Raw genomic sequence first — 14,274 nt, 5'->3', positions numbered from 1 at the left:
ATAATCATGTAGTATTAAGGGGACCAAGTCTGTATAAAATACGAAAAATCGTGAATTTTGCCAAATGAATTGTACGAGACATATGGCATGAGAAAGGGAGATACATACAATGTTTGGATTAGGTACGAAAGATCTAGGGATTGATTTAGGAACAGCTAATACCCTAGTTTTTGCAAAAGGCAAGGGAATTGTATTACGAGAACCATCTGTTGTTGCATTACAAACAGATACGAAAAAGATTGTGGCAGTGGGAAATGATGCGCGAAATATGATTGGTCGAACACCTGGGAACATTATTGCTTTACGTCCAATGAAAGATGGTGTTATAGCCGATTATGAAACCACTGCATCGATGATGAAATATTATATTAAACAAGCAATTAAAGGTAAAGGAATGGGTGGAAAGCCGTATGTCATGGTGTGTGTGCCATCAGGTATTACGGCTGTAGAGCAAAGAGCAGTTCTTGATGCAACAAGAGAGGCTGGAGCACGTGATGCTTATCCAATCGAAGAGCCTTTTGCAGCGGCAATCGGTGCCGATTTGCCAGTGTGGGAGCCTACAGGTAGTATGGTTGTAGATATAGGTGGTGGAACAACGGAAGTAGCTGTTATCTCCCTTGGTGGAATTGTTACAAGTATGTCGATCCGTACTGCCGGTGATAATTTCGATGAATCGATTATCGCCTACATTCGAAAGAAATATAATTTATTAATCGGTGATCGGACAGCAGAAGCGATCAAGGTAGAAATTGGCTCAGCAGGGGAAGTAGAAGGACTCGCACCAATGGAGATTCGAGGTCGTGATTTACTTACGGGTTTACCAAAGACAATCGAAATTTCAGCTGAAGAAATTTCTGGGGCACTTAGTGACACTGTGACAGCGATTGTGGATGCGGTGAAGAATACATTAGAAAAAACGCCGCCAGAATTAGCTGCAGATATTATGGATCGCGGAATTGTCTTAACAGGTGGGGGAGCTTTATTACATAACCTAGATAAGGTGATGAGTAAAGAAACGGAAATGCCTGTATTAATTGCTGATGAGCCACTTGATTGTGTCGCAATTGGAACAGGAAAAGCCTTAGACCACATCGACTTATTTAAGAATAAAGCTAAGGATTCTAGATAAGGAAAGATGCGCCGGTTCTTGCTACTGGCGCTTCTACTTTTAGGCCTAGAGGAAACGGGCTCAGAACGGCGTTAGCTTCATCCTTAACCACACGGTGTCGTTCGATCAATATATTCACTGGAACGAAGGGTCTTATTATTGCTAAGTTATTTCCGCTTTGAAAGTTAGAGGTGTATGGAATGCCCCATTTTTTTCTAAATAAACGTCTAATCATATTATTAATTAGCCTCATTGTCTTAGTTTCACTTATTGGCTTTTCCCTAAGGGATAAGGATAATATTTCAAAACCTGAGCAATTTTTTAAAGATGTGGTCGGCTTTGGTCAATCAATCGTTTCTAGACCAGCTCACGGTATTGCTAATTTTTTTGAGAATGTAGAAGATTTAAAAAATACATATACCGAAAATAAAAAATTGAAGTCACGATTAGAAGGTTTGGCAAAGTTAGAGAAGGAAATTGCCGATTTGAAAAAAGACAATAAGGAATTAAGAAGTGTTCTTAAGAAAACAGAAGATCTGCGTGAATATGAAACCATTCAAGCAACAGTTATTAGTCGAAACCCCGAAAGATGGGACGAAAAATTTATCCTTAACAAGGGAAAAAATAGTGGTGTGGATACGGAGATGGCTGTGATCACTTCGAAAGGGTTAGTTGGAAAAGTCGTTAGTGTCTCACCAATGACAGCGACAGTTGAATTATTAACATCAGAAAACACCCAAAATAGAGTATCCGCGCTAATACAAGGAAAAGACAAGATCTACGGGTTAATCAATGGGTATGATGCCGACAAAAAGCTATTATTAATGAAGGATATCCCAGTTGATAAGAAAATAAAAGAAGGACAAAATGTGGTTACCTCTGGGCTTGGTGGAGTTTTCCCGAAAACACTGGATATTGGAAAAGTAAAATCGGTAGAAATGGATCGTTTTGGGCTAACCCAAATTGCTTATATTGAACCATCCGCGCATTTTTATGATTTTGAACATGTCATGGTTGTTGCACGGACGATGGGGAAGCAAACCAATTTAGATAAGGGGGAAGAATGATGAAACGTGTAATTCTTCCTCTTCTTTTAACTTTATGTTTTTATTGTGAAAGTGTTTTTGTCGAGTTCACCCCTCCAGGAACATTTAAGATGGATATTCTTTTGGTTCCTCATTTTTTATTAGTCCTCTTGATTGTCATGGGGTTATTTTATCTACGAAATCGCACATTGATTTATGCGGCCATTTTCGGCCTATTATTTGATATTTATTATACGGAAATTATCGGAGTCTATCTATTTCTACTCCCAATCACTGTCTATTTGGCGTCTAAGATGGCTAGGGTTATTCAAGCCAATGTTTTTACTACCTTTTTTATTTCACTTTTATGTGTCGGAATGGTTGAATTTGTTGTGTATGGAATGAATGTATTCGTACTCCAACGTAGTATGGATATTCAAGAATTTCTAAACCGAAGATTATGGCCTACACTGATTGTAAATCAGATCTTTTTCTTGATTATTTATTTCCCATTCAAAAAAGTTTTGTCCCAACGTAAAAGGATTGAAATGCATGAATAAATTTCTTGGAGGACTTTTTCAAGATTTGTCGAATGAGCAAGAGATGACGATTTTGGTTCTTTGCGTTAAGATATAGTAAAACGAACCGATGGAGTTAGTTGTTGAAAGGAGATAATAGGGCACAGTCAACGATTGAACGTCTCCTTTGCCCGCCATATATGAAAAACAGACAAAATGTTATGATAAAAGGAACGAAAAACGGCCTTTCATTACAATTAAATGATACTTGTTCTTATGAATCATTATTGAGAGAGTTAGATGAGAAATTAGCGGATTTACAGGGGCGAGAGAATGATAGTCCCCTAATCTCTGTACGCATTCTTGCTGGTAATCGACTTCTAACAGAAGAGCAACGAGAGGAACTGAAAGAGAGAATACGCTATCAGAAAAACCTCGAAGTTGAAGAGATCGTGAGCAATGTTTTAACAAAGGAAGAATCACAGCGAATCGTAGATGAACAACTTATCACTTCTGTTACCACGATTGTCAGATCAGGACAGGTATTGGAGGTACCAGGTGATTTATTACTTGTAGGTGATGTGAACCCTGGTGGAACCGTGCGAGCCGGTGGTAATATCTTTATCATGGGCGCTCTTAAAGGAATTGCCCATGCTGGTTTCGAAGGAAATAAGGAAGCCGTCATTGTCGCTTCTTTTATGACGCCATCGCAATTGCGTATTTCTGATTGTATCACACGTCCCCCTGATGATCATGATCAGGATGGACACCACCAAATGGAATGTGCCTACATAGATGATTCACAACAAATTATGATTGATAGATTGCAAAATTTAAAACATATTAGACCGAATATTACAAGATTCAAAGGGGGACGTTAAAATGGGTGAGGCGATTGTGATTACATCAGGTAAAGGAGGGGTTGGGAAGACAACTACCTCCGCAAATCTTGGGACAGCCCTTGCCCTGCAGGGGAAAAAAGTTTGCTTGATTGATACGGATATAGGTTTAAGAAATCTTGATGTTGTATTAGGCCTAGAAAGTCGCATCATTTACGATCTTGTTGATGTGGTGGAAGAAAAATGTAAACCACATCAGGCGCTTGTAAAAGATAAAAGATTTGATGATCGCTTATTTCTATTACCCGCAGCTCAAACAAGCGATAAAACGGCTGTATCTCCAGAACAAATGAAACAGCTCATATCCAATTTGAAACAAGATTATGATTATATTTTAATTGATTGTCCAGCGGGAATTGAGCAAGGGTATAAAAATGCGGTTGCTGGCGCGGACCGCGCGATTGTTGTGACCACGCCAGAAATTTCGGCTGTACGCGATGCGGATCGGATTATTGGCCTTTTGGAAAAGGAAGAAACGTTAGAACCACCAAAATTAATTATTAATCGAATCCGTAGTCAAATGATGAAAGATGGAGATGTCTTGGATGTTGATGAGATTGCACAGCATTTATCGATTGATCTACTGGGGATCGTTCAAGATGATACTGAAGTAATTAAATCATCGAATCAAGGAGAACCGATTGCGCTTAATCCTAATAGTAAGGCCTCCATTGCATATAGGAATATAGCAAGACGAATTTTAGGGGAATCTGTCCCATTACAATCTCTTGATGGTGAAAAATCAGGTTTCTTTGTGAAATTGAAGAAGTTATTTAGTAGTAGCTCATCCTAATACGATCAACGAAGCTTCACATCTTTTGGTGCGGAAGCCCATAGGATGTAGGGCAAAAAGGCGTGGCGATTTTCGTCACGCCTTTACCTGTTGTTTCAGCAAACAATCACGCACTTTTGTATTCTGTACATCCCCATACTCTTCGCATATTTTTTCAGGACAAGTCATATGGTAGTAAAAATAGCTAAAGGGGATGGAGGAGAATGGATCGTCATAGAATTGAGCAGGTTCGCAGAGAACTAAATAAAAGAAGGAAGCAATATGGCATTACTCGTGACCGGAAATTAGAAGAGACATTTTTTCAACAAGATGGTGGAGAAAACTCAGTTTTTGAATCAGACCCTAACGAATCAGTGCATCCACTTTTTAAAAAGGAAGTCTTTTTTATGAAAATATTTATTTCAGCCATTCTCGTCCTTCTTCTTGCAATTATTTTTCAATCACCCTCGCCAAAGATGGAAGGGGCAAGGGCTGGGATAAAAAAAACATTTGAACGCGAATTTCAATTCGCGGTAGTGGCAGATTGGTATGAAGAAAAATTTGGGCAACCACTTGCTCTTTTTCCTGCGCAATCAGATTTCCAACGGGAGGATCCGAAGGAAAACTTTGCTATGCCTGTAACAGGGAAAATATTGGAGCCTTTTTCTGACGAGCACCAAGGGATTATTATGGAGACGGGAAGAGAAGCTAAAGTGGAGGCAATGTCATCAGGAACGGTCACGTTTGCTGGTAAGAAGGAGGGAACAGGCAATACCATTATCATTCAACATCCTGATTATTCAGAAACGTGGTATGGGAAATTGGATCATATCTCCGTCAAACCGCTAGAAAAAGTGAAGGCAGGGCAACTGATTGGCACTGTTTCTTCAGGTGAAGATGGAGAAACTGGTGAGTTTTATTTTGCCATTAAACAACATGATACTTTTATCGATCCCATTCAGGTGATGAAATTTGAATAAATACGGGCGCCTTTTTACAAAAATCAGAATCCATCCATTATTGTGGATTATATCTGGGCTAAGTGTAATCACAGGATACTTTTGGGAGTTACTCGCCCTTTTTTCGATCGTCTTTATTCATGAAATGGGTCATGCCTTAGTCGCCCAATTTTTTAATTGGAAAATAAAAAGAGTTATGCTCCTCCCTTTTGGGGGTTTTTGCGATGTAGATGAACATGGAAATCGAAGCATGTTAGAAGATTTTTGTGTGATTGTGGGAGGGCCCCTTCAACATTTATGGATAGCTGTGATCATTCCAGTTCTGCATATGGGCGGGCTGATATCAGCAGATTATGCTCAGCAAATCGCTCAATATAATTGGATGATTATGATTTTCAATCTTTTGCCAATTCGCCCACTGGATGGCGGGAAATTGGTGCATCTATATCTATCTACTTATAAATCTTATCTCGAATCCGTTCGTATGTCTGTTATCATTTCATTTGTTATTTTGCTGATTTTTCATGTACTTGTTCTTTTGATAGATCCCTTTAATATAAATATTTGGGCTATTTTAATTTATTTAGATGTTTGTTTGTGGACGGAATGGAAGCAGCAAAAATATATGTTAATGAGATTCCTGTTAGAACGCCATTTTGGAGAACAACAAAGCATTTTGCGATTACAAACGATACAGGCGGACAGCGAGGATTATGTTTTTGATATATTAAGTAAATTCAAACGTGGGTATAAACATTTAATTGATATTGATGGAAATACAGAGGGCGGCTTTCAATTGGATGAGAATGAGCTTCTTTATGCCTACTTTTCCGAGAAAAAGGTAAGAGCTCGTTTAATGGATCTCGTTTATGCAAGCTAAAGACTTTTCTTATCTGTAATCTCCAATGATCGAACACTTTGAGTTTCCGCAAAATGCAGAGACGCAGGCTGAAAAACAAGATGTAATGTAGTCGCTCCGTTTTTAAGCCGTGTGATCGTTTAAAAAGGGATTTTTGCGATCACTGAACTAGAGCCTTGGGCAGGCTCTTTTTTAAACGATTCACTTTTCACTTTTTCCATTCAACAGACAAGTTTCAACGTTAACTGCCGAGGTCCTGTGTTTCGTATAGGAATCCAGTCTTTGATTCCCGTTCTGGCGTGGGACAGCGTTGCTGATATGCCTTCAGCTAACTGGTAGTAATAAAATCGGATATCTTTGCGAAGCGCACGAGAATTATGAATAAGCCGTTGGAAAAGCCCGCTATGTTCGGATTCATCTGCCAAGAGCCCAAGCATGCCCATGGCATAGGTCAGAAGTTGATTCAGGTTATTCATAGACGTTAAACTTCTCACTCTAAAGTCTTCGAATCCAAAGTGCTGTTTTTTGAATCGGAAATATTCCTCAATCCGCCATCTAGACATATAGGCCCGCACAATTTGAATGGCATCCTTTTTACCCCTGATGACCTTGTTGGTGGCCAACATCATAGGTTTTTCGCCTAACCCATATACAAGCACAAGACGAATGGAACGCTTCCCCGCTGTGATCTTCACATTGAGGTGGCTTACGTAAATGGTTTCCTTTTTGACTTTCCCGTTTTCCTTGAAGGTGAGCGTCGTTTTGATCTTTCCTTTCCGTGAATCGCGCAGCACTGTGGATTTAAACCATTTTCCTTTCCAAAAGATCTTGCGATTCTCGGTTAATCGGACGATATACTGCTGCTTTTTTTGATGCATAAAGTCAAATAGGGCATTCATGTCGTACCCTCGGTCAAAGACAAAGGTTGCGTTCCTTTTAAGGTGACTGATCACAAAGTTCAATCCCTGAAATAGAACTTCATTGGTGGACTTGTAGCTTTTCTCCCAAGAGGAATGGATGCGAGAAAACAGACTGATGGGCTGTTTTTGATTGGCACTCAACCCGACGATTTCTGTGACGTGGTATCCTTTTTCGATTTTGTGGTCTTTGCTGGAGCCATCCCTGACTTTCCCCAGTGCTTCGAATGCCCGCCCATGTGGTTTAATGACATCCGAATCATCCACCAAAATGAGCGGCTCTTTTCCTAACGCCTTCACCACTTTTTGTGTGTAACGAGAAAGGATAGACGGGGACAGGGAACGCCCTAAATTCCGGCTTAATCGTTCAATGGTATTTTTAACCTGGACGGGCTCATTTAAAGCGACGGCAATGTCTTTGAGGATGATACTACCGGATTTTAAAATGCCGTAGATGGACTGGATCACGAACTTGGATTCCACTTGACCCGCTTTTGATACGATACTTTTCGCGAATTGAACTGATTTACGTTTTACTCGGTATACATCTGTGGTAGATTGGAACATGGAAAGGCCTCCTTAAAATTGTTTAGTAGCGTTTTAGTTGGTGTTAAAATTATACCAAACAACTGAGGCCTTTTCGCTGTTTTCACCCCGATTTTCGCCACCTTTCCGTGTTTTTATTGAAAAGTCACCTCTTGAATTGGTCCTACTCAGTCACCTCTTGATTTTTTGCGGAAACTCAAACGAACACCTATTGACAGTAAACCGCGTATATGATAAAATTTTTTTGTTAGTTTGTAGCACCCGTGCTACAACCGCACATAACAGGTAAATGAAAGTTTCTATTTTTTTGAAAAGAAGTTGATAGAACACCTGCAAATGGCGAGTCTTAGTCTAATAAGGAGGTGCGATTTATGTACGCAATTATTGAAACTGGTGGAAAACAAGTAAAGGTAGAAGAAGGACAAGTTATCTACGTTGAAAAGGTAGATGCTACTGAAGGTGATTCCTTTACTTTTGACAAAGTTCTTTTTGTTGGTGGCGAAGATGTAAAGGTAGGAAGCCCATTTGTAGAGGGAGCTACGGTTACAGCTAAAGTTGAAAAACAAGGCCGTCAAAAGAAAATTGTGGTTTTCAAATATAAGCCAAAGAAAAATTATCATAAAAAACAAGGACATCGTCAGCCTTACACAAAACTTGTCATTGAAAAGATCAATGCATAAGTGATGATGATCCTATGATTCGTATTCAAGTTAGCCGTACAGTTAATGGCGACATTAGTGGATTTACAATGCAAGGGCACGCTCAATTCGCTGATAAAGGCGAAGATATTGTTTGTGCAGGAGTTTCAGCTGTCGCATTTGGCAGCTTAAATGCAGTCATAGCCCTGACTCCAATTGAACCAGATATCACGATGGAAGAAGACGGTTTTCTAGAGTGTCAACTTCCTTATCCTATGGAAGAGGAAGTGAAAAAGCAGGTTCAGTTATTATTAGAAGGAATGATTGTTTCCTTACAAACGATTGAAAGAGAATATCCTGAATTTGTAAAGATCAAATTTATTTAAAAGAACAGTTAAAAACTTGCGCTTTTCTAAAATGGAGGTGAATCAAATGCTAAGATTGGATCTTCAATTTTTCGCTTCGAAAAAAGGGGTAGGTTCTACTAAAAACGGTCGTGACTCAGAAGCAAAACGATTGGGTGCGAAACGAGCAGATGGTCAATTCGTAACAGGTGGATCGATTTTATACCGTCAACGTGGAACGAAAATTCATCCAGGGGAAAATGTTGGCCGTGGAAGTGACGATACATTATTTGCAAAAACAGATGGTGTGGTTCGCTTTGAACGTGTTGGTCGCAACAAGAAAAAAGTCAGCGTATACCCAGTAGCATAAGACAGAAAAAGCTCTAACCAAATATGGCTAGGGCTTTTTTTATTGTTAGGAAAATTATAAAATAGTACCTATGGATAAGGTTAATGTAGATTTAAATCGTCCAGCTCCAGCGCCCAGCGTCCTGCAGACCTCGCTTCTTTTTGATATACTATAGAAACGATTGAAGAATGTTGGAAAGGATATAATGATGATTGATAAAGAAGAAACACTTACTTTATTGCAACACGCTCGCCATGATTGGCTGAATCGAATTCAATTAATTAAAGGCTATCTAGCTTTGGGGAAAGTGGATCAAGCCGAACGAGTAATCGAAGAAATCGTTCTCGAATCTCAACAGGAAACGAAATTGACGAAATTAGGTTTGCCAGAATTTGCGACACTTTTGCTACTCCATAATTGGGGCGGGGAAGGTCATGCATTTCAAATAGAATATGAATTCATCAATGATCTTCCAGTCCATTTCATAAATGATTTAAAATTAACAAGTTGGATGAAAAGCTTTTTTCAAACTATTTCCGACGCCCTTCACCCATTATATGGCAATCGATTATATGTTTCGATTAAACCTTTAGAAAAAAGTCTTTCCTTGCATTTTGATTTTGATGGAAAGCTAAAAGATTTGCGTAGTTTCGAGCAATGGGTATTAAATTATGAAGATGAACAGATTCATATTAACCTTGAAGAAGTAAGTGAGACGAATTTTATTTGTGAAGTTATTTTTGATGGAATGGAGTGATCATTGTGTTTGTTGATCAGGTAAAGGTATATGTGAAAGGTGGAGATGGCGGCAATGGAATGGTTGCCTTCCGCAGAGAAAAATACGTGGCAATGGGCGGGCCAGCTGGTGGAGACGGTGGAAAAGGCGCAGATGTTGTTTTCCAGGTAGATGAAGGATTGCGTACGTTAATGGACTTCCGTTATCAACGACATTTCAAGGCGACTCGAGGCGAGCATGGGATGTCAAAAAGCAAACATGGCAAAGGCGCCGAAGATTTAGTTGTAAAAGTACCTCCTGGAACCGTTGTAAAGGATCTTGCAACAGAGGAAGTCATTGCAGATCTTGTCGAGCATGGACAAAAAGCGGTAGTGGCTAGAGGAGGCCGTGGGGGAAGAGGAAATATTCGCTTTGCTACACCTGCGAATCCAGCACCAGAAATGGCAGAAAATGGGGAGCCAGGGCAGGAAAGAGATGTTGTGCTTGAATTGAAAATTCTCGCTGATGTTGGCCTTGTTGGATTTCCAAGTGTCGGGAAATCCACTTTACTCTCTGTTGTTTCGGCAGCCAAGCCTAAAATAGCGGAATACCATTTCACAACCATCGTTCCTAATTTAGGGGTTGTAGAGACAGAAGATGGTCGCAGTTTTGTTATGGCTGATTTGCCAGGCTTGATTGAAGGGGCACATGAAGGAGTAGGACTGGGTCACCAGTTCTTACGACATATTGAGAGGACAAGAGTGATTGTCCATGTGATCGATATGTCTGATATGGAGGGAAGAGATCCATATGAGGATTTTCAGACGATCAATCAAGAGTTAGAAAAATATAATCTTCGCTTGCTTGAACGCCCACAAATCATTGTTGCCAATAAAATGGACATGCCGGAAGCAGAGGAAAATTTAGCTGTATTTCGGACCAAACTCGTGGAGGAGTATCCAATCTATCCAATCTCCGCGCTTACGAGGCAAGGAGTCCGAGATTTATTATTTGAAATAGCGAATCAATTAGAAACAACTCCGGAATTCCCTCTTTATGATTCCGTAGAAGCAGATGCGGAAATTCATCGAGTTGTCTATCGCCATGAAAAAGATCCCGACCAATTTACGATTACAAGAGATCCAGACAGTGCGTTTGTTATTAAAGGAGATGTGATCGAGCGGCTATTTAAAATGACAGATTTCTCAAGAGATGAATCGGTTCGTCGATTTGCTAGGCAAATGAGAGGAATGGGTGTCGATGATGCGTTGCGAGAGCGTGGAGCGAAGGATGGAGACATTATTCGAATTCTCGAATTTGAATTTGAATTTGTTGAATAGGACCTGTGGTGAATGGGGGAGAGGATATTGGGAAAGAGAGAATATCAAAAAAAATTTTATTTAGTGCGTGAAGACGTTTTACCTGAAGCGATGAAAAAAACGTTAGAAGCGAAAGAATTAATTGAGCGGAAAAAATCTGTTTCCATTTGGGACGCTGTCCAACAAGTTGATTTAAGTCGAAGTGCATTTTATAAATATCGAGATACAGTTTTACCTTTTCACAGGGTCGTGAAAGAGAAGATTATTTCGTTATTCTTTTATCTTGAAGATCGGCCAGGTTCTCTTTCTACATTATTGGCGATTGTTGCCAAGTATGCCTGTAATGTGCTAACCATACACCAAACGATTCCTTTACAAGGACGAGCAAATGTTACCCTTTCGCTTGATATCGCGAGTATGAGTGTTGAAATTGATGATCTCTTGGCCGAATTAAACAGACTAGAATTCGTGGATAAAGTCGATGTATTGAGTTCGGGAGGTTAGACACATTTAGCTTCTTAGCGGAAAAAGTGGGGTTAGTTCGGTGCAAAAGAAACACCTTATCCAGAATAATAATCTGGATAAGGCTTTTAATTTTCATCGACTAATATCCCAGCGGCCTTTAGTTCTTTCTCCGCTTTTTCGATAGCCTCCTTGTTAGGTGCTGCTATCGTATGTAAATGAATACCTGATGTGAGGTCAGCCAAAAGAGAGGAGTTTGTTAATTTTATTTTAGTAAGGAAATGTTCAACTTCTTTTCGGTTAGAAACCATTAAGGAGGCAGTAAGATCTCCATAAATGGGATGTTCGACAGCTACGTTCTTGACTGTAATCCCGTGGTCGACCAAAATATTCAATTCCTCTTCTGTTTGGCTACGTGAGTGTAAGCAAACGATCGTTTTTTCAATAAGATGGTTTTCTTGAGGGGAGCGCATATACAAATAGCCCTGACTTGTAGCGATAATCGGGATATTCCGCGCCTTCAATAAATTAATGTCTCCAACGATTACTTGTCGACTGACCCCTGTTTTTTCGGCTAATTCACTTCCAGTAATGGGAGCATTCTTTTCTTTTAATAAGGAAAGTAATGTTTCTCTTCTTTCTTCCCCAAGTATCTTTTTTCCTGTCTTTTTCATTCAACCCCTCCATTTCATCTTCTAAGCTCATTTTATCATATTCGTTGTTCCTTCTTCATTATTAAACAAGGACAAACAGGATTTGTCATAAATAAACGCCCAATCTCATAAGTTTTGATGAAGATTATTAGCATTTTGCCCAATCATTCATACACTATATAGACTGAGCTTGAGGAGGGAAAATTTGTGAAGATCCATATTGTACAAAAAGGAGAAACATTATGGAATATTGCCCAGAAGTATGGCGTAAATTTTGATGAACTAAAGAAGCTAAATGCGCAATTATCTAATCCGGAAATGATTATGCCGGGGATGAAAATCAAAGTACCTGGTCACTCAGGAGGAGGGGTGAAGGGAAAAACGGTTCATCATCATCCATCAGGAAAGAAAGAAATGCCAAAAGCAGAACATCCTTTTTTGCCTAAAAAAGAAGCACCTATGCCTGTTGCAAAGCCACCAAAAGAAAAGCCGAAGAAAGAAAAACCACATCATATTTATCAACCTATAATGCCACAGCCACAGCCATTACCGGAAATTGATATAAACAATTATTATATGATGAATATGCAACAAATGCAGGCGCAACAGATGCAACAGCCGGCGCCACCAATGGAAAAACCTGTTCACCACCACAAGGAGGAGTCGTCTTACTCGCCGGAGATGCCCATTCAGCAGCCTATGTATGGATGTTATCCTATGCCGCAGCCATGCTTTGATCCTTGTTATCCATACCCACAAGCACAGCCTTATCAAGGGTATATGATGCCACAAGTGCATGGAGCGATGACGGGGGCTCCGATGATGCCATACCAACCAGCTAACGTTCCAATCTCTGGTTATGGCCCACAATCTTATTGGGGGTCAGACGAATCATCTGATGATATGCAACATCCCTATTATGGTGGGGCACAACATCAAATGGAAAGCTCTTCGGATTACCAGCATACGGGAATGATGCCAGGTATGGCCCACCCTTATCCAGGTATGCCAATGCCCGGCTTCCAGCAACCAATGGGTTGTGGGTGTGGAAATCAAATGCCTCACTACCATCCACACCATTATGGCATGCAGGGGCATATGTATCGAGGATATCCACCTGTGGGAACAGCGATACCACCCACTTATGCGATGCCTGTGCGTCACGATAATGGAGAAGGAAATGAATAAAGACTTTTTTGAAGAAAGAGACGGATTGAATCACCGTCTCCTTCTTTTATTAAAGGAGCATTTTGATCTTCCCTTTATCCGAATCAAACCGATAAAAAAGATGGTATGGCTGGTTAGCACCCAACACCAACATTGGATTTTGAAAGAATTTTCTACACTAGCCAATTTTAATAGGCAAGTATCTTTTACAGAAGAACTAAAGAAAAATGGCTTTATGAAAACTTATTCATTTCATCAGAAACCATTTATACTAGGCGATAGAATTTTTGGGCTCATTCAATATATCGAATCTCGGCCAGGGGTTAGAGTCAGTTATCAGCATAGATCTCAAATAAAGGATGTCTTCTTTTTATTGCAAAAATATCATCAGGCGACCGCCAATATATCAATAGCTGTAAAAGAGCAAATCCCTGTTTTTGAACAGTTGAATAAATGGAATAAACGATTAATGGAATTTCGGCATACATTACATTTACATACTCAGCACCCAGTACGTCCTCATTTAAGTTATTTTGCGGATCTTGGAGAATGGGCTCTAGAAAAAATGCAAAAACAGGCTGCCTTTTTCACGGAAGAGCCCCATTGTGTTATTCATGGGGATGTAGCAAGCCATAATTTTATTCGAGATAAAAAAAATCAATTATGGTTGATTGATTTTGATTTAATTGCTGTCGCGCCAGCCCATATAGATTATTTGCAGCTTTCTAATCGGATTTTACCTCATCTGAAATGGGAACTTGAACATTTATTTTCCTTTCAAGCTCTTCAGCCATATAAAGCAAGCGAAGCATTTGTAACGGCCCTTGTGTATCCAACTGATATTTTTAGGGAATGGTTGCATTTTACGAGGAGTCCTTCTATTGAACAACAAAGAAGATGGCCGATGATGGAGGCTTTAATACTCAAGCAATTTAAACAAAGAATGAAATTCAGTAAGGAAATTATTAAAAGAGTCGATTCATACTAGGAAAAGGTGTGGAAAGATTGCTCGTAATACCCAATT

17 protein-coding genes and 1 other annotated feature are annotated in these 14,274 nt (G+C 39.7%); of the genes, 15 read left to right on the top strand and 2 right to left on the bottom strand.

The window, feature by feature from the left end:
* The first annotated feature begins 109 nt into the window (after positions 1-109).
* The 7 genes from KI363_RS01205 (at position 110) to KI363_RS01175 (ending at position 6,161) form a co-directional block, all read left to right on the top strand.
* Positions 110-1,129, top strand: a complete 1,020-nt coding sequence (locus KI363_RS01205; RefSeq protein WP_158322101.1) for a rod shape-determining protein — start codon at positions 110-112, stop codon at positions 1,127-1,129.
* Between the two features lie 179 nt (positions 1,130-1,308).
* Positions 1,309-2,175 carry a rod shape-determining protein MreC gene (mreC, locus tag KI363_RS01200; protein WP_212965002.1) on the top strand — a complete coding sequence of 289 codons (867 nt, stop codon included), beginning with the start codon at positions 1,309-1,311 and terminating at the stop codon, positions 2,173-2,175.
* Positions 2,175-2,693 (top strand): rod shape-determining protein MreD, encoded by a 519-nt coding sequence (gene mreD, locus KI363_RS01195; RefSeq protein WP_191967452.1) that lies wholly within the window; start codon positions 2,175-2,177, stop codon positions 2,691-2,693. The genes mreC and mreD overlap by 1 nt, the downstream gene beginning before the upstream one ends.
* A gap of 158 nt (positions 2,694-2,851) precedes the next feature.
* A complete protein-coding gene (gene minC / locus KI363_RS01190) occupies positions 2,852-3,532 on the top strand; it encodes a septum site-determining protein MinC (protein ID WP_212965063.1) in 681 nt (226 codons plus the stop codon).
* Position 3,533: 1 nt separating this feature from the next.
* Positions 3,534-4,343, top strand: a complete 810-nt coding sequence (gene minD, locus KI363_RS01185; RefSeq protein ID WP_212965000.1) for a septum site-determining protein MinD — start codon at positions 3,534-3,536, stop codon at positions 4,341-4,343.
* A 203-nt stretch (positions 4,344-4,546) separates the two neighbouring features.
* Positions 4,547-5,302, top strand: a complete 756-nt coding sequence (locus KI363_RS01180; protein ID WP_158322105.1) for a M23 family metallopeptidase — start codon at positions 4,547-4,549, stop codon at positions 5,300-5,302.
* The gene (locus KI363_RS01175; RefSeq protein ID WP_158322106.1) at positions 5,295-6,161 is read left to right on the top strand and encodes a M50 family metallopeptidase; all 867 of its coding nucleotides are present in this window, start codon (positions 5,295-5,297) and stop codon (positions 6,159-6,161) included. The genes KI363_RS01180 and KI363_RS01175 overlap by 8 nt, the downstream gene beginning before the upstream one ends.
* Before the next feature lie 200 nt (positions 6,162-6,361).
* Here KI363_RS01175 and KI363_RS01170 read toward each other — a convergent pair whose 3' ends face one another.
* Entirely contained in the window at positions 6,362-7,624 is a 1,263-nt protein-coding gene (locus KI363_RS01170; RefSeq protein WP_212964998.1) for a transposase, read from the bottom strand.
* Positions 7,625-7,863: 239 nt separating this feature from the next.
* Positions 7,864-7,960: a sequence feature (ribosomal protein L21 leader region), on the top strand.
* Between the two features lie 14 nt (positions 7,961-7,974).
* Here KI363_RS01170 and rplU point away from each other — a divergent pair.
* From rplU to thrR, 6 genes are all read left to right on the top strand, one after another.
* Positions 7,975-8,283 (top strand): 50S ribosomal protein L21, encoded by a 309-nt coding sequence (rplU, locus tag KI363_RS01165; RefSeq protein WP_057986865.1) that lies wholly within the window; start codon positions 7,975-7,977, stop codon positions 8,281-8,283.
* A gap of 14 nt (positions 8,284-8,297) precedes the next feature.
* A complete protein-coding gene (locus KI363_RS01160; protein ID WP_158322107.1) occupies positions 8,298-8,627 on the top strand; it encodes a ribosomal-processing cysteine protease Prp in 330 nt (109 codons plus the stop codon).
* Between the two features lie 46 nt (positions 8,628-8,673).
* Positions 8,674-8,955 carry a 50S ribosomal protein L27 gene (gene rpmA / locus KI363_RS01155; protein WP_158322108.1) on the top strand — a complete coding sequence of 94 codons (282 nt, stop codon included), beginning with the start codon at positions 8,674-8,676 and terminating at the stop codon, positions 8,953-8,955.
* A 184-nt stretch (positions 8,956-9,139) separates the two neighbouring features.
* Positions 9,140-9,691, top strand: coding sequence for a Spo0B C-terminal domain-containing protein (locus tag KI363_RS01150; protein ID WP_212964996.1), 552 nt, complete (start codon positions 9,140-9,142; stop codon positions 9,689-9,691).
* A 5-nt stretch (positions 9,692-9,696) separates the two neighbouring features.
* Positions 9,697-10,989 (top strand): GTPase ObgE, encoded by a 1,293-nt coding sequence (obgE, locus tag KI363_RS01145; protein WP_212964994.1) that lies wholly within the window; start codon positions 9,697-9,699, stop codon positions 10,987-10,989.
* 12 nt (positions 10,990-11,001) lie between these two features.
* Positions 11,002-11,472 carry a transcriptional regulator ThrR gene (gene thrR, locus KI363_RS01140; RefSeq protein WP_158322111.1) on the top strand — a complete coding sequence of 157 codons (471 nt, stop codon included), beginning with the start codon at positions 11,002-11,004 and terminating at the stop codon, positions 11,470-11,472.
* Positions 11,473-11,558: 86 nt separating this feature from the next.
* On the opposite strand, the gene KI363_RS01135 is transcribed toward thrR, so the two are convergent.
* Complete coding sequence (locus KI363_RS01135) at positions 11,559-12,104, bottom strand: transcription repressor NadR (protein ID WP_212964992.1); 546 nt, start codon at positions 12,102-12,104, stop codon at positions 11,559-11,561.
* 186 nt (positions 12,105-12,290) lie between these two features.
* On the opposite strand from KI363_RS01135, the gene safA reads away from it, so the two are divergent.
* Together safA and KI363_RS01125 are read left to right on the top strand one after the other, a co-directional pair.
* Positions 12,291-13,271 carry a SafA/ExsA family spore coat assembly protein gene (safA, locus tag KI363_RS21900; RefSeq protein ID WP_246516657.1) on the top strand — a complete coding sequence of 327 codons (981 nt, stop codon included), beginning with the start codon at positions 12,291-12,293 and terminating at the stop codon, positions 13,269-13,271.
* On the top strand, positions 13,264-14,238 hold the full coding sequence (locus KI363_RS01125; RefSeq protein ID WP_212964990.1) for a phosphotransferase: 975 nt from the start codon (positions 13,264-13,266) through the stop codon (positions 14,236-14,238). Before safA ends, KI363_RS01125 begins: the two co-directional genes overlap by 8 nt.
* Positions 14,239-14,274 lie beyond the last annotated feature (36 nt).

It is taken from the genome of Lederbergia ruris (genome assembly GCF_018332955.1).
Classification (GTDB): Bacteria; Bacillota; Bacilli; order Bacillales; family Bacillaceae_C; genus Lederbergia; species Lederbergia ruris.
The sequence above is the reverse complement of the archived record's forward strand: the minus strand, read 5'-3'. Positions and strand labels throughout refer to the sequence as shown.